Source organism: Salmonella sp. NW177 (genome assembly GCF_051811585.1).
GTDB lineage: Bacteria > Pseudomonadota > Gammaproteobacteria > Enterobacterales > Enterobacteriaceae > Salmonella > Salmonella enterica.
The window spans coordinates 1-20513 of sequence record NZ_JAMMZV010000006.1; the positions used below are offsets into that span (position 1 = coordinate 1).

Genomic DNA, 20513 nt, shown 5'->3' on the forward strand with positions numbered 1-20513 from the left:
ATTCTGAAAGGCGAATACGGCCACACCCCGGTGCCGGTGAACGCCGCGTTACAGGCCCGCGTGCTGGAAGGGGGCGCTCCGGTGACCTGCCGCCCGGCAGACCTGCTGAAGCCGGAGCTGGCTGAACTGGAAGCGGACGTCAGGCGCCAGGCGCAGGAGAAGGGGATTACTCTGGCGGGAAACGCCATCGACGACGTGCTCACCGTGGCGCTGTTCCCGCAGATTGGCCTCAAATTCCTTGAGAACCGCCATAACCCGGCGGCGTTTGAGCCGGTACCGCAGGCGGAAGCCGCGCAGCCGGTGGCAAAAGCAGAGAAGCCTGCCGCCTCCGGTATCTACACCGTGGAAGTGGAAGGCAAAGCCTTTGTGGTGAAGGTCAGCGACGGCGGCGATATCAGCCAGCTTACTACGGCTGTTCCGGCGGCCTCTTCCGCACCGGTTCAGGCTGCCGCCCCGGCAGGCGCAGGCACACCGGTCACCGCGCCGCTGGCGGGCAATATCTGGAAGGTGATTGCCACCGAAGGCCAGAGCGTGGCGGAAGGCGATGTGCTGCTGATTCTGGAAGCCATGAAGATGGAAACTGAAATCCGCGCCGCGCAGGCCGGGACGGTACGCGGTATCGCGGTGAAGTCCGGGGACGCGGTTTCCGTCGGCGACACCCTGATGACGCTGGCGTAAGGAACGGAATCGATGGAAAGTCTGAACGCCCTGCTTCAGGGCATGGGGCTGATGCACCTTGGCGCAGGCCAGGCCATCATGCTGCTGGTGAGCCTGCTGCTGCTGTGGCTGGCGATTGCGAAGAAGTTCGAGCCGTTGTTGTTGCTGCCGATTGGCTTCGGCGGCCTGCTCTCCAATATCCCGGAAGCGGGCATGGCGCTGACCGCGCTGGAGAGCCTGCTGGCCCATCACGACGCCGGGCAGCTGGCGGTGATTGCCGCGAAGCTGAACTGCGCGCCGGATGTGCACGCCATTAAAGAGGCATTAGCGCTGGCGCTGCCGTCGGTGCAGAGCCAGATGGAGAACCTGGCGGTGGACATGGGCTATACGCCGGGGGTGCTGGCGCTGTTCTATAAAGTGGCGATTGGCTCCGGTGTCGCGCCGCTGGTCATCTTCATGGGCGTCGGCGCGATGACCGACTTCGGCCCGCTGCTGGCGAATCCGCGCACCCTGCTGCTCGGCGCGGCGGCGCAGTTCGGCATCTTCGCCACCGTGCTGGGGGCGCTGACGCTGAATTACTTCGGCCTGATTGCCTTCACCCTGCCGCAGGCGGCGGCGATAGGCATTATCGGCGGCGCGGACGGCCCGACGGCGATTTATCTGTCGGGCAAACTGGCGCCGGAGCTGCTGGGGGCCATCGCGGTGGCGGCGTACTCGTATATGGCGCTGGTGCCGTTAATCCAGCCGCCGATTATGAAGGCGCTGACCACGGAGACGGAGCGCAAAATCCGCATGGTGCAGCTGCGCACCGTCAGCAAGCGGGAGAAGATCCTGTTCCCGGCGGTGCTGTTGCTGCTGGTGGCGCTGCTGCTGCCGGACGCGGCGCCGCTGCTGGGGATGTTCTGCTTCGGCAACCTGATGCGCGAGAGCGGGGTGGTGGAGCGTCTGAGCGACACGGTGCAGAACGGGCTGATTAATATCGTGACCATCTTCCTCGGGCTGTCGGTGGGCGCGAAGCTGGTGGCGGACAAGTTCCTGCAGCCGCAGACGCTGGGCATTCTGCTGCTGGGGGTGGTTGCCTTTGGTATCGGCACGGCGGCCGGGGTGCTGATGGCGAAGCTGCTCAATAAGTTCAACAGGAATCCGATTAACCCGCTGATAGGTTCAGCCGGGGTGTCGGCGGTGCCGATGGCAGCCCGCGTATCGAACAAAGTGGGGCTGGAATCGGACCCGCAGAACTTCCTGCTGATGCACGCGATGGGCCCGAACGTGGCGGGGGTGATTGGCTCGGCGATAGCCGCCGGGGTGATGCTGAAGTACGTGCTGGCGATGTAAATCTGTTCCTTTCCCGGAGGCGGCGCGTTGCGCCTGTCCGGGCTACCGGATTGCATGGATCTGTAGCCCGGACAGATGCGCAGCATCGCCTCCGGGAATGTCCCATAAGGAGACTTTGATGAATGAAACCATAGCATTTCGTCCGGAAGGCCGGGCGTCGACAAAAGATGTGGTTGTCAATTATACGCTGGCGTCACTGGACGAGCTTGAACAACTGCACCCGGCGCTGAATCTGCTGGCGCACCCGTCAATCGTCCGTGGCAGCCATGATTTCTTTGTCCGTTGTTATGACGCGGGCGTACAGCATGCGCAGGCCGGGGCGGCTGAAACGGTAGCGGTTTTGCCTGATTCACTGCCACAAGAACGGCAAAGGAGCGGGCTGCTGTGTGCCGCAGCAGGTCGTCTGGATGCCCTGCGCCAGCCGCTGACGCACAATCGTTTATGTGACCTGGCCAGTCAGTTCTGTGCTGGCATGGCAGATGTTGACAGCGAAACCCGCAGCGGTTTTTATACCGTGCGCAGCATATCGCTGCCGGTTTACCGGCGGCTGTTGCGGGATCAACATTCTCACAGTGTCTGCCTGCAGCAGGCTCTGCTGCACCTGCTGGCCTGGAAGAGCTATTCTCCCTGGGCGCGGCAGCAGGCGCAGCGGCTGCTCTGGCAGGGCGGCGTGCTGGGCGATAAAGGTGAGTTTGCGCTTATGACGCTGGATGATGAACTGCGGGAGCGCCAGATTGAGTGGCCCGGGCTGTGGTCGCTGCTGGCCGTCACCGGGTTTCTGGCGAAATTCCCTGCCGGACCGATATTTGCTGACTGAAAAATGAGGACTGCTGACAATTATCTGTGGTGTTGGCATTTCTGCGAGAGGCAGCTAGCGCTTTGCCTGACTTACGAAACGAGAATATCAACAGATTACGTACTTTTTGTAGGTCCGTGGTTGGAACATTGCCACCTGGTTACACGTTGTCAGCAGCCTCAAGCGTGGATGGCTCCACGCTTTTTTTGTCTATGGAAAACCCCCAGCCAGGCCCTGTCTCTTGATCAGGAGATCTGATCAAGAGACAGGGCTATGCCGGAGGATATTTATTGGAAACCGGTGAGATAGGCCACCGTGTCATTAATCGAAATATAAATAAATATATAACGAAATAATTCGGCGCTATAATTCTCCTCTGATTAATAACGTAGCCCGAACCATGACCTGTCAGGACAAATCACTTTTAGCCCCCGGTTTCGCTTCCACGCCCGTCATTCCGCGCTATCGCCAGATCATACGAAAACGGGCTGTGCTCATGTTAGCTATTGCGCTGGCGATGATGGCTTCACTGATGGTGAATGTAACCTGTGGGTCTTCTGGTTTACCGCTCAGTGCGCTGTGGCAGGCGCTTTTTCAGCCGGAAAAGGTGAATGCGGGCATACACGTTATTGTCTGGGATATCCGCTTACCCTATGCCCTGATGGCCCTACTGGTGGGCATGGCGTTAGGGTTAGCGGGCGCCGAAATGCAAACCATTTTAAATAATCCGCTGGCGACGCCGTTTACCCTCGGCGTATCGTCCGCGGCGGCTTTTGGCGCTGCGCTGGCGATTGTGTTGGGGATCGGTATTCCCGGTATTCCTGCCGCCTGGTTTATCCCGGCCAATGCGTTCATCTTTGCGCTTTTATCCGCGTTACTCCTGGACGGTATTACCCGTTGGACAGGCGTCGCCGCATCCGGAGTGGTGTTGTTCGGTATTGCGCTGGTATTCACCTTTAACGCGTTGGTCGCCATTATGCAGTTTGTGGCTGATGAAGATACGCTGCAGGGGCTGGTATTCTGGACGATGGGGAGCCTGGTCCGCGCGTCGTGGGAAAAATTGGGCGTACTGGCCGTGGTGTTTATTGCTGTGCTTTTTTGCGCGTTACGAAGCGCCTGGCAACTCACGGCATTACGTCTGGGCGAAGAGAGGGCGATGAGCTTTGGGGTTCATGTCCGCCGTTTACGCCTACTGTCATTGTTGCGTATCAGCTTGTTATCAGCGCTGGCGGTAGCTTTCGTCGGGCCGATTGGTTTTATTGGTCTCGTTGCACCGCACATTGCGCGAATACTTTTGGGGGAAGATCACCGTTTCTACCTTCCGGGCAGCGTGCTGATAGGCGGGCTGGTGTTATCGCTGGCCTCTATTGCGGCGAAAAATAGTATTCCGGGCGTCATGGTGCCGGTGGGGATTGTCACCTCGCTGGTCGGGGTTCCGTTCTTTTTAAGCATTGTATTGCGACATCGGGGGAGTCTCTGATGCGCGGGTTAATGCTCCGCTCATTTAGCGCCGGCTATTCCACTCAGCCGGTTATTGCAGATCTCAACGTTCCCTTACTGCCGCGCGGGAAAATTACCATTTTGCTGGGGCCGAACGGCTGTGGTAAATCGACGTTACTACGTTCGCTGGCCGGGCTGAATAACGCCGACGGCGAGGCGCTGCTTGATGGCGAAGATCTCATGTCGTTATCGTTTGCCGAGCGGGCGCAGAAAGTTGTATTTTTGCCGCAGTCATTACCGCAGGGTGTACATCTGCATGTACTGGAGTCGATTATCGTGGTACTACGGGCATCAGGCGGCAGAGACAATGCGCAGGGCAGATCGCAGATACTGGCTATCCTTGAGCAATTGGGCATAACGCATCTGGCGTTGCAGTATCTCGACCAGCTTTCCGGCGGTCAGCGGCAGTTAGTGGGTCTGGCGCAATCACTGATTCGTCGCCCTGAACTTCTGTTGCTGGATGAGCCGCTCAGCGCGCTGGATTTAAACTATCAGTTTCACGTAATGGATCTCGTGCGTCGGGATACCCAGGCGCAAAATAGGGTAACGATAGTCGTGGCGCATGACATTAATGTTGCACTGCGTCATGGTGACCATGTCCTGATGCTAAAAGACGGCAGGCTGGTCGCCAGCGGCGCGCCGGAGACGGTGATTACTGCGGAGCGTCTGGCTGAAGTGTACCGGGTACGAGGACGCGTGGAGCGCTGTTCGCAGGGGAAATTGCAGGTGGTGCTGGACGGCGTGATCGCTGTTGCCTGATGGCGCTGCGCTTATCCGGCCTACCCATTGCTCGTAGGCCGGATAAGGCAGTTATACCGCCATCCGGCAAAGGTGATTACTTCGCTTTACCCTGATTCGCCACGGCAGCCGCTTTCGCGGCGATTTCGTCAGCGTTGCCCAGATAGTAATGTTTGAGCGGCTTGAAGTTTTCGTCGAACTCATACACCAGCGGCACGCCGGTCGGGATGTTTAACTCAAGAATCTCATCTTCACTCATGTTATCCAGGTATTTCACCAGCGCACGCAATGAGTTACCGTGAGCGGCGATGATCACGCGCTCACCGCTCTTCATACGCGGCAGGATGGTGTCGTTCCAGTAAGGAATAACGCGGTCGATGGTCAGCGCCAGACTTTCGGTCAACGGCAGCTCTTTCTCGCTCAGTTTGGCATAACGTGGATCGTGACCCGGATAACGCTCATCATCTTTGGTCAGTTCCGGCGGCGTCACGGCAAAACCGCGGCGCCACTGCTTAACCTGCTCGTCACCATATTTTTCTGCCGTTTCCGCTTTATTCAGCCCCTGCAACGCGCCATAGTGACGTTCATTGAGTTTCCAGGATTTTTCCACCGGTAGCCACGCCTGATCCAGTTCATCCAGTACGTTCCACAGCGTATGGATAGCGCGTTTCAGTACGGAAGTGTAGGCAAAATCAAAGCTGAAACCTTCTTCTTTTAGCAGTTTACCCGCTGCTTTTGCTTCGCTTACGCCTTTTTCAGACAGGTCAACATCATACCAGCCGGTGAAACGGTTCTCTTTGTTCCATTGACTTTCACCGTGACGTACCAGAACCAGCTTAGTTACAGCCATACTCTCACTCCTATAAATCATATGTAATGATAATAATTCTCATTATATTGCCGCGAGGTGTTGGCGGCAATGCTTACGCATAACCATAGCGAAAATAGTGGCGCAGTGTAAGGTTCTTGTGAACTCAGAGTTGCGATTTTGTCTTTAAGTGGTGGAGGTTTGAGCAGGGCAATGGCGCGTAGGCCCGATAAGCTTGCGTCATCGGGCATGTAGCGGCATATCGTTAGAACGGAATAAACTGATACTCGGTCAGGCTGGCGTACTCCTCGCCAGGGCGAAGGATACAGTCAGGCTGCGGCCATTCAGGATGATTCGGACTGTCCGGCAGCAGTTCGCTTTCCAGCGCCAGCCCTTGCCAGTCGGCATAAGGTTCCGGCCCGCGGGAAGGTGTACCCGCCAGATAATTGCCGGAATAAAACTGTAGCGCCGGGGCGGTGGTGTAAACCATCATTTGTAGCTTTCCATCCTGTGACCACAGACGGGCCGCCGGCTTTTTGCCATCACCCTGCGTCTGTAGCAGGAAAGCATGATCGTAGCCTTTAACCTTGCGCTGATCGTCATCGGCGAGAAACTCGCTGGCAATGACTTTTGGCATCCGGAAGTCAAACGAGGTATTGGCTACCGATTTTAGCCCCTGGCGTGGAATACCGGATTCATCTACCGGCAGATACTCATCCGCCAGAATTTGCAGCTTATGTTGGCGCACGTCGGTCCGATCGCCGTCCAGATTAAAATAGACGTGGTTGGTCAAATTCACCGGACAGGGTTTATCGACCGTTGCCCGGTAGGTGATGGAGATTCTATTGTCATCGGTCAGACGATATTGCGCCGTGGCGCAAAGATGGCCGGGAAAACCCTGGTCGCCGTCATCAGAGGTGAGCGCGAATAATACCTGGCGATCGTTCTGGTTCACAATTTGCCAGCGGCGCTTGTCAAAGCCTTCCGGTCCGCCGTGTAGCTGGTTCTCGCCCTGGCTTGGGCTTAACTGTACGGTTTCGCCGGCAAACGTATAGCGGCTATTGGCGATACGGTTCGCGTAACGGCCAATAGAGGCGCCGAGGAATGACGTCTGTTCAGGGTAGTGTTCCGGGCTGGCGCAGCCCAGCAATGCTTCCCGAACGCTGCCGTCAGACAGCGGAATACGGGCGGAAAGAAGAGTGGCTCCCCAGTCCATCAGCGTTACCACCATCCCTGCGCTGTTGCGCAGGGTTAGCAGGCGGTACGGTTGACCATCGGGGGCCAGTGCGGGCGTTTCATTTAGCACTGTCCTGCTCCTTGTGACGGTTTGCATACATAAAAGGTTTCTTTGATTCCGGTTTTCGCTTCGTACTGTTGCGCAACGGCCTGCCGAACAGCGGGAACCAGATCTTCCGGGATCAGCGCGACAACACAGCCGCCGAAGCCGCCGCCGGTCATGCGCACGCCGCCTTGATCGCCGATGGTCGCTTTGACAATGTCTACCAGCGTGTCTATCTGCGGGACGGTAATTTCGAAATCATCGCGCATTGAGGCATGGGACTCCGCCATCAGTTGGCCCATACGTTGCAAATCACCTTTCTCCAGCGCGCTTGCCGCTTCAACGGTGCGCGCATTTTCGCTCAATACATGGCGAACGCGTTTTGCGACTACCGGGTCCAGTTCGCTGGCAACGGCATTGAACGCCTCAAGGCTGACATCGCGCAGGGCCGGCTGCTGGAAGAAACGGGCGCCGGTTTCGCACTGTTCACGGCGGGTATTATACTCGCTGCCCACCAGCGTGCGCTTAAAGTTACTGTTGATGATCACCACGGCGACACCTTTCGGCATGGAAACCGCTTTGGCGCCGAGCGTACGGCAATCAATCAGCAACGCATGATCTTTTTTGCCGAGCGCAGAGATGAGCTGATCCATAATGCCGCAGTTACAGCCGACAAACTGGTTCTCGGCCTCTTGTCCGTTGAGCGCAATTTGCGCGCCGTCCAGCGGCAGGTGATAAAGCTGCTGGAAGACGGTGCCCACCGCCACTTCCAGCGAGGCGGAGGAGCTTAACCCGGCGCCCTGCGGCACATTGCCGCTGATGACCATATCCACGCCGCCAAACGCGTTGTTACGCTGTTGCAGGTGTTTCACTACGCCGCGCACATAGTTAGACCACTGCTGGCTATCGTGGGTCACGATCGGCGCATCCAGTGAAAATTCGTCCACCTGATTGTCGTAATCGGCGGCAATCACCCGTACGGTACGATCGTCGCGCGGCGCACAGCTAATTACGGTCTGGTAATCGATAGCGCAGGGCAGAACGAAACCATCATTGTAATCAGTGTGCTCGCCGATCAGGTTGACGCGGCCTGGCGCCTGAATCGTGTGGGTGGCAGGGTAGCCGAAAATTTCAGCAAACAGCGCGCGCGTTTTCTCTTTCAGATTCATTTTTATACTCCGGATTCGCGAAAATGGATGTCGCTGACCGCGCGCAGGCGTTCAGCCGCTTGTTCTGCGGTTAAATCACGCTGGGTTTCCGCCAGCATTTCATAGCCGACCATAAATTTACGGACGGTCGCAGAGCGCAGCAGCGGCGGATAAAAGTGCGCGTGCAACTGCCAGTGTGCGTTTTCTTCACCGTTAAACGGCGCGCCGTGCCAGCCCATTGAGTAGGGGAAGGAACACTGAAACAGGTTGTCATAACGACTGGTCAGCTTTTTCAACGCCAGCGCCAGAGAGTCGCGCTGCTCGTCGCTTAAATCGGTAATGCGCAGGACATGCGTTTTGGGTAACAGTAGCGTTTCGAACGGCCACGCCGCCCAGTAAGGCACCACCGCCAGCCAGTGTTCGGTTTCGACCACGGTGCGGCTGCCGTCCGCCAGTTCCCGCTGGACATAATCCACCAGCATTGGCGAACGCTGTTCGGCGAAATAGGCTTTTTGTAAACGATCTTCGCGTTCGGCCTCATTCGGCAGGAAGCTGTTGGCCCAGACCTGTCCATGCGGATGCGGGTTCGAACAGCCCATCGCCGCGCCTTTATTTTCAAAGACCTGCACCCACGGATAGGTTTTGCCTAACTCGGCGGTCTGCGTTTGCCAGGTTCTGACGATTTCCGTCAGCGCGGGCAGGCTCAACTCCGGCAGCGTTTTACTGTGATCGGGAGAAAAGCAGATCACGCGGCTGGTGCCGCGCGCGCTCTGACAGCGCATCAGCGGATCGTGGCTGTCCGGCGCATCCGGCGTATCGGCCATCAGCGCCGCGAAATCGTTAGTAAAGACGTAAGTCCCTTTGTAATCGGGATTTTTATCGCCGGTGACACGCGTATTGCCCGCACACAGGAAGCAGTCCGGATCGTGGGCCGGCAGCATTTGCTGAGACGGCGTTTCCTGCGCCCCCTGCCAGGGGCGTTTTGCGCGATGCGGCGAAACCAGAACCCACTGGCCGGTAAGCGGGTTATAACGGCGATGCGGATGATCGATGGGATTAAATGGGGTCATAACAACGTCCTTAATCTGGGTATCCCTGCGGATGGCGTGACTGCCAGTGCCAGGTGTCCTGCGCCATTTCGTCAAGCGTGCGGGTGACGCGCCAGTTCAGCTCGCGATCGGCTTTGCTGGCATCCGCCCAATACGCCGGGAGATCGCCGTCGCGACGCGGCGCGAAGTGGTAATTAATGGGTTTACCGCAGGCTTTACTAAAGGCGTTGACCACATCCAGGACGCTACTACCGACACCCGCGCCGAGGTTATAAATATGTACGCCGGATTTGTCCGCCAGTTTTTCCATCGCCACGACGTGCCCGTCGGCTAAGTCCATAACGTGAATGTAATCGCGCACGCCGGTGCCATCCTCGGTCGGGTAATCGTTGCCGAAAACGGCGAGCGATTCGCGACGCCCCACGGCGACCTGGGCGATATAGGGCATCAGGTTATTCGGAATACCTTGCGGATCTTCTCCCATGTCGCCCGACGGGTGCGCGCCGACCGGGTTGAAATAACGCAGCAGCGCAATACTCCACTCCGGCTGGGATTTTTGCAGATCGGTGAGGATCTGTTCTACCATCAATTTACTTTTGCCGTAGGGGCTTTGCGGCGTGCCGGTAGGAAAACTTTCGACGTAAGGAATTTTGGGCTGATCGCCATAAACGGTGGCAGAGGAGCTAAAAATAAGGTTTTTAACGTTGGCCGCACGCATGGCGCTGACCAACCGCAGCGTACCGTTGACGTTGTTGTCATAGTACTCCAGCGGTCTGGCGACCGATTCGCCGACGGCTTTCAGGCCGGCAAAGTGAATCACGGTATCAATCGCGTGATCGTGCAGAATTTCGGTTATAAGCGCTTCGTTGCGAATATCGCCTTCGACAAAGGTCGGGTGCTTACCGCCCAGACGTTCAATAACGGGCAGCACGCTGCGCTTGCTGTTGCAGAGGTTATCGAGGATGACGACGTCATGACCATTTTGCAGCAATTGTACGCAGGTATGACTTCCAATGTAACCGCTACCACCTGTAACCAATACTCTCATAATTCGCTCCGTTAAGCCTATGGTATGGAATAACCATAGCATAACAAAGATGCGAAAAGTGTGACATGTAATAAATTAGTGGAATCGTTTACACAATGGTGATTTTACGCATTTGTATCAATTAAATGATTACAAATCATCTGGCTTGAGAATGCTTCTGCTTTTTATCCGAAAAAAGGCGCGTTACGCGCCTGGGAATGAAACGGACGGGGCAGGAGCTGTCAGTCTTTTTTACGCGAGAGTAGCTTCCTGGCGAGCGCCCCGACAGCGACGACGCCGATGGCGGTCACTTTCCAGAACTTAAGCAGCGCGATACCGAGCATAGCAAGCAGACCTACTTTTTTGGCCGCGATACCGCCAATCAGCGCGGCGAGCCCATACTCCGCTATTTTGTCCGTTGATTCGTTGAAGTCAGCGTAGCGTTGTCCAGCGTTGAACTTGACGGAACTGAGAATTCTTTTCGCCAGAGGGATTTCATGGTCAACAGAACCTCTGTCGGTCACCAGATTTAAAGAAAAATAGCCTTCACGTCCCAGCAGATAGGTGTTGTAGTTCACGCCTTGTTCATTCAGTGGTTCGTTGGTGCCGATATCCTGGATGGCGGCGGACCAGATCAGACGATGATTGGTTGCATCGTAGGTAGGCTTCTCGATCCAGCCAATAATTTCTATCGGCTCAATGCCTTTTGCAATACGATCTTTATTCGCTTCTTTTGTGCCTTTGCGCAGGTTATCCATTAATTCATCGGCATCCCAGTTTTTTGCATCATCATCTTTTACATAACCAGAATCATCATATTCGATAGAAATAAATCCATTCATTTCCTTTTTAAATACGAGACCGTAAAAATATTCATCGTCAACATAGTTACCAATTTCACGCATAAATACCGCCGCTTCTTTTGCGGGTATCCAGGTAAATCCTTCCGGTAGATTAAGCGTGGCTTTATCACCTAAACTAATCTTTGTCGGACCCGCAACGGCGGCGCGACTCATGCCTTCAACAGCGACCTCAACGGCGGTTTTACGCGCTTCCTGCGCAGCGGTCGGCTTTTGCTCAGCATAACTGCCGGGGCAAAATAACATGGCTGCCAGTAAAAATAGTATTATTTGTGGAAAACGAAAAGCCATAATGAATCCCTTATATTCACATACGACATCATTGTCGAAAATTTCAGGATTATTATGACAATGAGGCGGTCAGCGATTCAAGAGATAGTAAGCTTATCGACCGTTATTATTATTCTTAATAAAAGGAGAGTGGTTCCAGAATGGCGCGCGGCGCCATTCTGATAATACATTTAATTATTGCATCGTCCGGAAACGTACTTATAACGTTCGCCATCTGGTACAAATTCCAGCCGGTGGGTAATACAGGCAGGCGCATCCTCTGCATGATGGGAAACGAACAGCAGTTGGGTCTCTCCCTGGCGAATTAATACATCTACAAAACGGCGTACCAGTTGGCGGTTCAGCGGGTCCAACCCTTGCAGCGGCTCATCCAGAATCAACACTGTCGGATGTTTAACCAGCGCGCGCACGATCAGCGCCAGCCGCTGCTGTCCCCAGGAGAGACTGTGGAAGGGGGCATCCGCCGTACGCTTATCGATTCCCAGAATATCCAGCCACTGTTGCGCCAGTTTTCGTTGCCTGTCTGAAACGGCTTGGTAAATGCCGATAGAATCGAAATAGCCGGAGAGAATGACATTGCGTACCGTGGTACTGACGCGGTAATCCAGATGTAAACTGCTGCTGACGTAGCCGATATGTTTTTTGATATCCCAGATTGTTTCGCCGCTTCCTCGCCGCCGCCCGAACAGCGTAAGATCGTTGCTGTAGCCTTGCGGATGATCGCCAGTAATAAGGCTAAGCAACGTAGACTTACCCGCTCCGTTAGGACCGACGATCTGCCAGTGTTCGCCCGGATTGACTCGCCAGCTTAGGTGGTGGAGGATAGGGCGATCGTTATACGAGACTACGCCATCGTTAAGTACGATCCGTGGTTCGCCATCGGGTAACGCATGGCGGGCGGAAGGTTCGTCCGGTTCGGGTAATTGTACGTCGGTCAGACGCTCGCTGTGCGCGAGTTGAGCAACCAACGCCCGTTGCAGCAACTCCGCCGTCGTTCCGGTCTCCGCCAGCGTACAGTCGGCAAGCACGCCGGCAAACTGCACGAAGTCCGGGATTTCATCAAAACGGTTGAGTACCAGCGCCAGGGTCATACCCGCCTGGTTCAACGCCGTCAGGCGTTGCGCCAGTTGTTGACGGGCGGTCACGTCAAGTCCGTCGAACGGTTCATCAAGGATTAATAACTCCGGCTCAGACATCAGCGCCTGACACAGCAGCGCTTTTCGCGTCTCGCCGGTAGAAAGGTATTTAAAACGCCTGTTGAGTAAAGCGGAAATGCCGAACTGCTGCGCCAGCATCGCACAGCGGGCAGGATGGTGAACATCATCCTGAATAATTTCCGCGGTAGTGCGCCCGGTATCGTCTTCGCCAGGACTGAGCATATCGGTGTTATTACGTTGCCACTCATCGCTGACCAGCTTTTGCAATTGTTCAAAGGACAGACGAGTAATGCGGGTAAACCGACACTGGCGCTCGCCTGTTAATAACGGCAGTTCACCCGCCAGCGCGCGGGCGAGCGCCGACTTCCCGCTCCCGTTAGCCCCAACGAATGCCCAGCTATCGCCCGCATTGAGCGTCAGCGAATCCAGATGAAGTGTTTTTGTATCGCTCAGACGAAACGTGCCTTGCGAAATTTGCAACGATGACATTTTGCATCCCATTTTTTGCAGCGATGAATGACAGGGATACGTCTTTCGGCAACGGATGTCAATGTGCTTAGCACAACGTTGCAATAATCACTCTGTCCGCATTAAACCAGGCAATCACGTCATCGCCTTCCTTTAACGTGGCGGCATCCGCAGTCGGTATCGTGGCGCACAGCGTCTGACCGTCCGGTAGCGCCATCAACACTTCACACTGTTCCGCGCCGCGCTCAATATGGCTGATCGTTCCCGACAACTGATTGTCAGCGGCGCGCGCAACGGCTGCATCCCGGGTAATGCCAACCCACGGCGCTTTTAGCAGGATCAGCACTTCTTTTCCCTCCTCCAGGCCGAGACGCTCGCCGCTTTGCGCCGTCAGCGCGACTTTGAGCCGCGTTTTGCCGTCGGCCAGCAGCACGTCGACATGCTGTTGCACCTGATCGCGATCGCGGGCGGTAATGGTGCCGAACCACTGATTTCGGGCGCTGGTTTGCAGTGAAAAGCGGGAGATAGCGGCCAGCAGACTGTCAAGCGGCAGGGCGTCATCGTCGCTTAACACATCGAACGCTTTTTGCTGAATTTGGCCCAGCAAATCGTAAAGCTGGATCAGACGCTGGCCATAGCGGGTTAATACCGCGCCGCCGCCGCCTTTGCCGCCCGTTGCGCGTTCAACCAGCATATGTTCGCTAAGCTGGTTCATGTCGTTTATCGCATCCCAGGCGCTCTTATAGCTGATTCCCGCGTCTTTCGCGCCCTGACTAATCGAGCCGGAAAGCGCAATGTGTTTCAGCAGAGAGATACGTCGGGGATCGGCAAAAAGCTTTTGCTGAAGTTTCAGGGTAAGAAGGATTTCGGCCTGCATAACCAGCTCCTGGTAAAAAGACTATTGTGACTGAAAAGCGCGTCAGCGCAAAGCCGACCGCACAAAAGGGGAGTGCTTTTCTGTGTGATGCGGTTAAAATACAAAAAGGACTATATCTGGAGTTGCCCATGTTAGAGTTATTAAAAAGTCTGGTATTCGCCGTCATCATGGTACCGGTAGTGATGGCCATCATCCTCGGTCTGATTTACGGTCTGGGTGAGGTGTTCAACATTTTTTCCGGTATCGGTCAGAAAGACCAGTCCAGACAGAACCGCTGATTTCCCCAAACGCCCGCTCAGTCGGGCGTTTTTGTTACTCAAGATCCTGCTTTTCCTGCCGATATTTTCTGTGTTTAATCGTTAATGGGTATGAATAACCGCTGGGAAACCCCTGAGATTATCGTTATATTGTCGTTTACATAACGAAACGCACAAGGAGTTACAGATGGCGCATTCCTGGTTACGCCTGGTCGCAGGGGCGACATTATCTTTCGTCATCGCTGGTCATGCGCTGGCGGATGAAGGCAAGATCACCGTATTCGCCGCCGCGTCGCTAACGAACGCGATGCAAGACATTGCGGCAGAATATAAAAAAGAGAAAAATGTGGATGTGGTCTCCTCATTCGCCTCCTCTTCAACGCTGGCGCGCCAGATAGAAGCGGGCGCGCCGGCGGATCTGTTCATCTCTGCTGACCAGAAATGGATGGATTACGCAGCCGATAAAAAAGCGGTGGATACCACGACGCGCGAAACATTGCTTGGCAATAGCCTGGTGGTGGTGGTGCCGAAAGCCAGCGAGCAGAAACCGTTTACCATCGACAACAAAACGGACTGGATTCGTCTGCTGAACGGCGGACGTCTGGCAGTGGGCGATCCGCAACACGTACCGGCGGGAATTTATGCCAAAGAAGCGCTGCAAAAGCTGGGCGCATGGCAAACACTTGAACCGAAACTGGCGCCGGGCGAGGATGTACGCGGCGCGTTGGCGCTGGTCGAACGTAACGAAGCGCCTTTGGGCATTGTATACGGTTCTGATGCGGTCGCCAGCAAAGGGGTCAACGTGGTGGCGACGTTCCCGGAAGATTCACATAAAAAAGTGGAATACCCCATCGCTATCGTGGAGGGGCATAAAAATGCGACCGTCAGCGCGTTCTATGATTACCTGAAAGGACCGCAGGCCTCGGCAATCTTTAAACGTTATGGATTTACGACGAAGTAATGATACTGACCGATCCAGAATGGCAGGCTGTCCTTCTTAGCCTGAAAGTGTCTTCCCTGGCCGTGCTGTTTAGCCTGCCGTTTGGGATCTTTTTTGCCTGGTTACTGGTGCGATGCCGGTTTCCGGGCAAAGCCTTACTTGATAGCGTCCTGCATCTGCCGCTGGTGCTGCCGCCGGTGGTGGTCGGCTATCTGCTGCTGGTGTCGATGGGGCGACGCGGGTTTATTGGCCAGTGGCTGTATGACTGGTTCGGTCTCACGTTTGCCTTTAGCTGGCGCGGCGCCGTGCTGGCGGCGGCGGTGATGTCCTTCCCGCTGATGGTGCGGGCCATTCGGCTGGCGCTGGAGGGGGTGGATATCAAGCTTGAACAGGCCGCCAGAACGCTGGGCGCCGGGCGCTGGCGCGTTTTTCTGACTATCACCTTACCGCTTACCCTGCCGGGTATTATTGTTGGTACGGTGCTGGCGTTTGCCCGTTCGCTTGGCGAATTTGGCGCGACCATTACCTTTGTTTCCAATATTCCGGGCGAAACCCGCACCATACCTTCCGCCATGTATACCTTGATCCAGACGCCGGGCGGGGAGAGCGCGGCGGCGAGGCTGTGCGTGATTTCGATTGTATTAGCGCTGATTTCGCTGTTGATTTCTGAATGGCTGGCGCGGATTAGCCGTGAACGGACGGGGCGCTAACCATGCTGGAGCTTAATTTTTCCCAGACGCTGGGAACGCACTGTTTAACCCTCAACGAAACGCTGCCAGCCAGTGGGATCACGGCTATCTTTGGCGTCTCCGGCGCGGGAAAAACCTCGCTGATTAATGCCATCAGCGGTTTGACTCGCCCGCAAAAAGGACGCATCGCGCTGAATGGCCGGGTGTTGCATGACGCGGAAAACGGTATCTGTTTAACGCCGGAAAAGCGCCGCATCGGTTATGTTTTCCAGGATGCGCGCCTGTTCCCCCATTACAAAGTACGCGGCAATTTGCGCTACGGCATGGCGAAAAGCATGACCGGTCAGTTTGATAAGCTGGTGTCGCTGCTGGGAATTGAAGCGTTGCTTGATCGCCTGCCGGGGAGCCTGTCCGGCGGAGAAAAACAGCGCGTAGCGATAGGCCGGGCATTGCTCACCGCCCCGGAGTTGCTGCTGTTGGACGAACCGTTGGCCTCGCTGGATATCCCGCGTAAACGCGAATTACTGCCGTACCTGCAACGGCTGGCACGGGAAATCAATATTCCCATGCTGTATGTCAGCCATTCTCTCGATGAAATTCTCCACCTGGCGGATAAAGTCATGGTGCTGGAGGATGGACAGGTTAAAGCGTTTGGCCCGCTGGAAGAAGTCTGGGGAAGCAGCGTTATGCACCCGTGGCTGCCGAAAGAGCAACAGAGCAGTATTCTGAAAGTCAGCGTGCTGGAGCATCACCCGCATTATGCCATGACCGCCCTGGCGCTTGGCGACCAGCACCTGTGGGTAAATAAACTCAATCAGCCGCTGCAATCCACACTGCGTATTCGTATACAGGCGTCGGATGTCTCTCTGGTACTACAGCCGCCGCAGCAGACCAGTATCCGCAACGTATTGCGGGCAAAAGTGGCGAATTGTTATGACGATAACGGGCAGGTGGAAGTCCAGCTTGAGATAGGCGGCAGAACGCTGTGGGCGCGAATAAGCCCGTGGGCCAGGGATGAGCTGAATATCAAGCCTGGCCTGTGGCTTTACGCGCAGGTGAAAAGCGTTTCTATCACCGCCTGACTATAGCAGGTGGGTGTAAATAAATTTGGCGATGCTATCGGTAGTGTTATCGCCGATCACAACGTCAGCGCGCGCTTTCACCGCCTCATCGGCGTTGCCCATCGCAACGCCGGTGCCTGCCGCCTCCAGCATACTGATGTCGTTGTAGTTATCGCCGAAAGCGATCACATTTTTCATTGACCCTCCCTGCGCTTCTATCCACTGGGTAAGGCGCTTGCCTTTACTGTTGCCTTTGCGCGCGATATCCACCTGATCGTGCCATGACCATTCGCACTCCAGGCCAAGCGCCTGTTCAACATGCTGACCGAACCGCTGTAGTCTGGGAATATCTTCATCGGTAAGCGCAAACTTCCACACGGCATTCACGTCGCGCGCCGCCTGCGCTAACGAAGAGACCTGTGTAAAGGTCGGACGTTGTTCCGGCGGCAAGGTCTGCGCCCACCGGGAGGTACGCACGACGTGGCCGGTTGGGTGTTCGTAAAGCATAGCGTCATCAACATACATCAGGCCGTGAATCTGATGCTCATCCAGTAAATCAATCAACTGCAACGCCTTATCCACGGGCATAGGATCGGCATCCAGGACAGTTTTAGCTTGATAATCATACAAATAGGTGCCGTTGCAGCAAATAGCAGGTGTTTCCAGCGCCAGCGCCTGATAAAAAGGATGAATAGCAACGTGATGGCGACCAGTGACAATGATAAGTTGAAAGCCCGCCTCTTTGGCGCGTGATAGCGCGTCAAGCGAGGAGGGGAGTAAGGTTTTATGCGGGGTTAATAACGTTCCGTCTAAATCGAGGGCAATCACGCGTGCAGTCATAATTTTTTCCAGATTAAGAGTAATAATTCCGTCTGTCGGCATGGTACACCGGGACGGTAAGCAGACAAAATTCTGCGTCTGAATTCAGCATTCGCCGTCAAAAGCGACTACGTTAAGCTGTGTCCTGTTATTGCAGCTACATGCCATATGCAAAGGAGTATTCATGAAACAAACAGTCTATACCGCCAGCCCTGAGAGTCAGCAAATTCACGTCTGGAGCCTGAACCACGAAGGGACGCTGACGCTGGTGCAGGTCGTGGATGTGCCCGGTCAGGTTCAGCCGATGGTGGTCAGTCCGGATAAACGCTACCTCTATGTCGGCGTGCGCCCGGAGTTTCGTGTCCTGGCGTATCGTATTGCGCCGGATGATGGCGCGCTGACGTTTGCCGCCGAATCCGCCCTGCCGGGTAGCCCGACCCATATTTCTACCGATCATCATGGTCGTTTTGTCTTTGTCGGATCGTATAACGCCGGTAATGTCAGCGTGACGCGCTTACAGGATGGCCTGCCGGTTGAGCTGGTGGATGTGGTGGAAGGGCTGGACGGCTGCCACTCGGCAAATATTACGCCTGATAACCGCACCCTGTGGGTGCCTGCGCTAAAACAGGATCGCATTTGTCTGTTTACGCTAAGCGATGACGGCCATCTGGTGGCCAAGGAGCCGGCGGAAGTGAATACGGTTGAAGGGGCAGGCCCGCGTCATATGGTCTTCCACCCGAATCGACAATATGCCTATTGCGTCAATGAACTGAACAGTTCGGTGGATGTCTGGCAGCTTAAAAATCCGCATGGCGAGATAGAGTGCGTACAAACGCTGGATATGATGCCCGCCGATTTTTCCGATACCCGTTGGGCGGCGGATATTCATATTACGCCGGATGGACGGCATCTGTATGCCTGTGACCGCACCGCCAGTCTGATTACCGTCTTTAGTGTCTCCGAAGACGGCAGCGTACTGAGCGTTGAAGGCTTCCAGCCGACGGAAGCCCAACCGCGCGGCTTTAATATCGACAATAGCGGAAAATACCTGATTGCTGCGGGTCAAAAATCACATCATATCGCGGTCTATGAAATTACGGGCACTCAGGGGTTGCTGACGGAAAAAGGCCGTTATGCCGTCGGCCAGGGGCCAATGTGGGTTGTAGTGAACGCGTACTAAAGCGCTGTGTGCCGGAGGGCGGCGGGCTGCCTGATTAATTTCAATAAACATCGCTTGCAGTAAAACCACGGGCCGCCACATCTGCTGCGGCGGCCCGTTTATAAGCCTGAACCGGAACGGCGATTACTGCTTAGGTTCCGCCACTACTTTACTGCCTACACCGCGGTTGTTGTATTCCCACATGCGGTTGTAGTTAGTGTCGTTCAGATTACGCTGCACCTCGTCTTTGTCATCCACGGTTCCCGTATTTCCGGCAAACGGACGTTTCGAGATGACCGCGTCGGCCCACGGTTTGGCAACGTTGAAGCCCTCGTTAATCACGCTGTCGCGGATCACGACCTGACCGTTGGTGTTGGCGTCGACATCCAGCGAGCGGCCAAGCTGCGCAATGCCATCGCCGGAGGCGTTAAAGCGGCTGTTGATCGCCAAAAAGCCATAGTAAATATTGGACAGCGTCGCCGGGGCGAAAACGTAGGCTTCCTGCTGTGTGCGGGAGTTGACGACCTGGAAGTTGGTGTTATCGAACACCACGGCGCCGCGTCCGGACACCATATCCACATCGCCTTCAATATAGCTGTTCGTCACCAGCGTACGCGGCTGACGATCGGTCTGCAGACGGTTCTGCACGCCGCTGTTGGTCACAAAGAAGGTGTTCTGGCGGCCAAGGATATTGACCTTGTTAATCTGGACTTTGTCGCCATCGGTACGCAGCGCCACCGCCGGATGGTTTCCGGCATCGACACTGTCGCCCAGCGTGTTCTCGATGGTCAGATTTTGTAGCTGCAGACCGTTATTCTGTGACCAGAACGCGGCAGAACACATCACACCGATCGTCGCGGCGTGTTTGCTTTGGCAGTTATCGAACATATACCAGGCGGGTTTACCAGGCATATATTTCCCGCCGGGATTCACCGCGCGGCGCCAGTCAGCGACGCTCATTTCACCATCAATCGCCATCCCAATTTTCACATCGATCGGTTTTTCACCGGTCCCGTACAGGGTCAGACTTCCCGGCGCGGCGGGAACATACACGGTCCCCTGATAGTCGCCCGGCATAATAGCAATGTACTGGCGTTTGTTCGTGCGTTTAACCATTGCCGCATCGACCGCGGCCTGAATCGAGGTGTGCGTAACGCCTGGCGTACCTGCCGGCCCCACCACAAAGTCAGGCTGTGCGGGCAGGGTAATCGGCGACGGCGACCACGGGGCGGTATTCGGCGTCAGGGAGGCAAAATAGCGCGCCGCAACGAAGTTTTTCGCTTCATTTGCCGACAGAATTGGGCGCGAGGCGGTGCCAGGCGCGGTTTGATCGGAAGGGATCTGATCGGGTGGCGTAGAGCTACAGGCGCTCAGCGTCACGCCAAAAGCCAGTGCCAGCGCCAGACGGGAAACCGATAATGTATTCACAGGTTGCTCCGGGCTTGAAAAAGTTAAATGACATCCATTGAAGCCTGCTTTTTTATACTAAGTTGAACGAAACGGGAAGGCGAAAAGGTAAAAAGTTCCTTTTCAGGCTGGAAACACCTGTAGCATCAGATAGTTTTATCACAATTAAGCAACAACTTTCGCGCTTTGAG

General features: G+C 55.6%; 20 protein-coding genes and 1 pseudogene. 11 read left to right on the forward strand and 10 right to left on the reverse strand.

Going from position 1 to position 20513, the window contains the following annotated elements:
- The 6 genes and pseudogenes from NA986_RS16655 to NA986_RS16680 all read left to right on the forward strand — a co-directional run.
- On the forward strand, window positions 1-678 hold a 678-nt coding region (locus tag NA986_RS16655), incomplete at its 5' end, for a biotin/lipoyl-containing protein (protein WP_439039726.1).
- Between the two features lie 12 nt (window positions 679-690).
- Complete coding sequence (locus NA986_RS16660) at window positions 691-1992, forward strand: oxalacetate decarboxylase subunit beta (RefSeq protein ID WP_023216979.1); 1302 nt, start codon at window positions 691-693, stop codon at window positions 1990-1992.
- 118 nt (window positions 1993-2110) lie between these two features.
- Complete coding sequence (locus NA986_RS16665; protein WP_070794042.1) at window positions 2111-2809, forward strand: triphosphoribosyl-dephospho-CoA synthase; 699 nt, start codon at window positions 2111-2113, stop codon at window positions 2807-2809.
- Between the two features lie 379 nt (window positions 2810-3188).
- Complete coding sequence (locus NA986_RS16670) at window positions 3189-4268, forward strand: FecCD family ABC transporter permease (protein WP_024147233.1); 1080 nt, start codon at window positions 3189-3191, stop codon at window positions 4266-4268.
- Window positions 4268-5047: an ABC transporter ATP-binding protein gene (locus NA986_RS16675; RefSeq protein ID WP_023216977.1), complete on the forward strand. Its 780-nt coding sequence runs from the start codon at window positions 4268-4270 to the stop codon at window positions 5045-5047. Before NA986_RS16670 ends, NA986_RS16675 begins: the two co-directional genes overlap by 1 nt.
- Window positions 5037-5118: pseudogene (locus tag NA986_RS16680) on the forward strand (hypothetical protein); the annotation flags it as partial. The gene NA986_RS16675 and the pseudogene NA986_RS16680, both read left to right, overlap by 11 nt.
- A gap of 5 nt (window positions 5119-5123) precedes the next feature.
- On the opposite strand, the gene gpmA reads toward NA986_RS16680, so the two are convergent.
- The 8 genes from gpmA to modE all read right to left on the reverse strand — a co-directional run bounded on the left by gpmA (window position 5124) and on the right by modE (window position 13990).
- Window positions 5124-5876 (reverse strand): 2,3-diphosphoglycerate-dependent phosphoglycerate mutase, encoded by a 753-nt coding sequence (gpmA, locus tag NA986_RS16685; RefSeq protein ID WP_000301556.1) that lies wholly within the window; start codon window positions 5874-5876, stop codon window positions 5124-5126.
- A 223-nt stretch (window positions 5877-6099) separates the two neighbouring features.
- The gene (gene galM / locus NA986_RS16690) at window positions 6100-7140 is read right to left on the reverse strand and encodes a galactose-1-epimerase (protein ID WP_000931428.1); all 1041 of its coding nucleotides are present in this window, start codon (window positions 7138-7140) and stop codon (window positions 6100-6102) included.
- Window positions 7134-8282 carry a galactokinase gene (gene galK / locus NA986_RS16695; RefSeq protein WP_001049365.1) on the reverse strand — a complete coding sequence of 383 codons (1149 nt, stop codon included), beginning with the start codon at window positions 8280-8282 and terminating at the stop codon, window positions 7134-7136. The genes galM and galK overlap by 7 nt, the downstream gene beginning before the upstream one ends.
- A gap of 2 nt (window positions 8283-8284) precedes the next feature.
- Window positions 8285-9331, reverse strand: a complete 1047-nt coding sequence (galT, locus tag NA986_RS16700; RefSeq protein WP_000187473.1) for a galactose-1-phosphate uridylyltransferase — start codon at window positions 9329-9331, stop codon at window positions 8285-8287.
- 10 nt (window positions 9332-9341) lie between these two features.
- On the reverse strand, window positions 9342-10358 hold the full coding sequence (galE, locus tag NA986_RS16705) for a UDP-glucose 4-epimerase GalE (protein WP_023216976.1): 1017 nt from the start codon (window positions 10356-10358) through the stop codon (window positions 9342-9344).
- Between the two features lie 221 nt (window positions 10359-10579).
- Window positions 10580-11488: a DUF2167 domain-containing protein gene (locus NA986_RS16710; protein ID WP_000885519.1), complete on the reverse strand. Its 909-nt coding sequence runs from the start codon at window positions 11486-11488 to the stop codon at window positions 10580-10582.
- 170 nt (window positions 11489-11658) lie between these two features.
- Window positions 11659-13134: a molybdate ABC transporter ATP-binding protein ModF gene (gene modF / locus NA986_RS16715; RefSeq protein ID WP_001616901.1), complete on the reverse strand. Its 1476-nt coding sequence runs from the start codon at window positions 13132-13134 to the stop codon at window positions 11659-11661.
- Between the two features lie 67 nt (window positions 13135-13201).
- Window positions 13202-13990, reverse strand: a complete 789-nt coding sequence (gene modE / locus NA986_RS16720) for a molybdenum-dependent transcriptional regulator (RefSeq protein ID WP_001147416.1) — start codon at window positions 13988-13990, stop codon at window positions 13202-13204.
- A 128-nt stretch (window positions 13991-14118) separates the two neighbouring features.
- Between modE and NA986_RS16725 the strand changes: the two genes are divergently transcribed.
- From NA986_RS16725 to modC, 4 genes are all read left to right on the forward strand, one after another.
- On the forward strand, window positions 14119-14268 hold the full coding sequence (locus NA986_RS16725; RefSeq protein ID WP_000891513.1) for an AcrZ family multidrug efflux pump-associated protein: 150 nt from the start codon (window positions 14119-14121) through the stop codon (window positions 14266-14268).
- Between the two features lie 166 nt (window positions 14269-14434).
- Entirely contained in the window at window positions 14435-15208 is a 774-nt protein-coding gene (modA, locus tag NA986_RS16730; RefSeq protein WP_023216715.1) for a molybdate ABC transporter substrate-binding protein, read from the forward strand.
- Window positions 15208-15897, forward strand: coding sequence for a molybdate ABC transporter permease subunit (gene modB / locus NA986_RS16735; RefSeq protein WP_000604026.1), 690 nt, complete (start codon window positions 15208-15210; stop codon window positions 15895-15897). The genes modA and modB overlap by 1 nt, the downstream gene beginning before the upstream one ends.
- A 2-nt stretch (window positions 15898-15899) precedes the next feature.
- Window positions 15900-16958, forward strand: a complete 1059-nt coding sequence (gene modC, locus NA986_RS16740) for a molybdenum ABC transporter ATP-binding protein ModC (RefSeq protein ID WP_000891710.1) — start codon at window positions 15900-15902, stop codon at window positions 16956-16958.
- Here the strand turns inward: modC and NA986_RS16745 are convergent, their stop codons facing one another.
- Entirely contained in the window at window positions 16959-17777 is an 819-nt protein-coding gene (locus NA986_RS16745; protein ID WP_001748281.1) for a pyridoxal phosphatase, read from the reverse strand. It abuts the gene before it with no gap.
- A 163-nt stretch (window positions 17778-17940) separates the two neighbouring features.
- Between NA986_RS16745 and pgl the strand changes: the two genes are divergently transcribed.
- Window positions 17941-18936, forward strand: coding sequence for a 6-phosphogluconolactonase (gene pgl, locus NA986_RS16750; protein WP_023216716.1), 996 nt, complete (start codon window positions 17941-17943; stop codon window positions 18934-18936).
- 123 nt (window positions 18937-19059) lie between these two features.
- On the opposite strand, the gene NA986_RS16755 is transcribed toward pgl, so the two are convergent.
- Entirely contained in the window at window positions 19060-20343 is a 1284-nt protein-coding gene (locus NA986_RS16755; RefSeq protein WP_001094772.1) for a putative acyl-CoA thioester hydrolase, read from the reverse strand.
- Window positions 20344-20513: the final 170 nt, after the last annotated feature.

Bases quoted from the DNA above. Each gene is read 5' to 3' on its own strand.
- NA986_RS16660 (WP_023216979.1), top strand. From the start codon at position 691: ATGGAAAGTCTGAACGCCCTGCTTCAGGGCATGGGGCTGATGCACCTT.
- modF (WP_001616901.1), bottom strand. From the start codon at position 13,134: ATGTCATCGTTGCAAATTTCGCAAGGCACGTTTCGTCTGAGCGATACA.
- modC (WP_000891710.1), top strand. From the start codon at position 15,900: ATGCTGGAGCTTAATTTTTCCCAGACGCTGGGAACGCACTGTTTAACC.
- NA986_RS16675 (WP_023216977.1), top strand. From the start codon at position 4,268: ATGCGCGGGTTAATGCTCCGCTCATTTAGCGCCGGCTATTCCACTCAG.
- NA986_RS16725 (WP_000891513.1), top strand. From the start codon at position 14,119: ATGTTAGAGTTATTAAAAAGTCTGGTATTCGCCGTCATCATGGTACCG.
- modE (WP_001147416.1), bottom strand. From the start codon at position 13,990: ATGCAGGCCGAAATCCTTCTTACCCTGAAACTTCAGCAAAAGCTTTTT.
- galK (WP_001049365.1), bottom strand. From the start codon at position 8,282: ATGAATCTGAAAGAGAAAACGCGCGCGCTGTTTGCTGAAATTTTCGGC.
- galE (WP_023216976.1), bottom strand. From the start codon at position 10,358: ATGAGAGTATTGGTTACAGGTGGTAGCGGTTACATTGGAAGTCATACC.
- NA986_RS16665 (WP_070794042.1), top strand. From the start codon at position 2,111: ATGAATGAAACCATAGCATTTCGTCCGGAAGGCCGGGCGTCGACAAAA.
- galT (WP_000187473.1), bottom strand. From the start codon at position 9,331: ATGACCCCATTTAATCCCATCGATCATCCGCATCGCCGTTATAACCCG.
- NA986_RS16670 (WP_024147233.1), top strand. From the start codon at position 3,189: ATGACCTGTCAGGACAAATCACTTTTAGCCCCCGGTTTCGCTTCCACG.
- NA986_RS16745 (WP_001748281.1), bottom strand. From the start codon at position 17,777: ATGACTGCACGCGTGATTGCCCTCGATTTAGACGGAACGTTATTAACC.
- NA986_RS16710 (WP_000885519.1), bottom strand. From the start codon at position 11,488: ATGGCTTTTCGTTTTCCACAAATAATACTATTTTTACTGGCAGCCATG.
- modA (WP_023216715.1), top strand. From the start codon at position 14,435: ATGGCGCATTCCTGGTTACGCCTGGTCGCAGGGGCGACATTATCTTTC.
- gpmA (WP_000301556.1), bottom strand. From the start codon at position 5,876: ATGGCTGTAACTAAGCTGGTTCTGGTACGTCACGGTGAAAGTCAATGG.
- pgl (WP_023216716.1), top strand. From the start codon at position 17,941: ATGAAACAAACAGTCTATACCGCCAGCCCTGAGAGTCAGCAAATTCAC.
- modB (WP_000604026.1), top strand. From the start codon at position 15,208: ATGATACTGACCGATCCAGAATGGCAGGCTGTCCTTCTTAGCCTGAAA.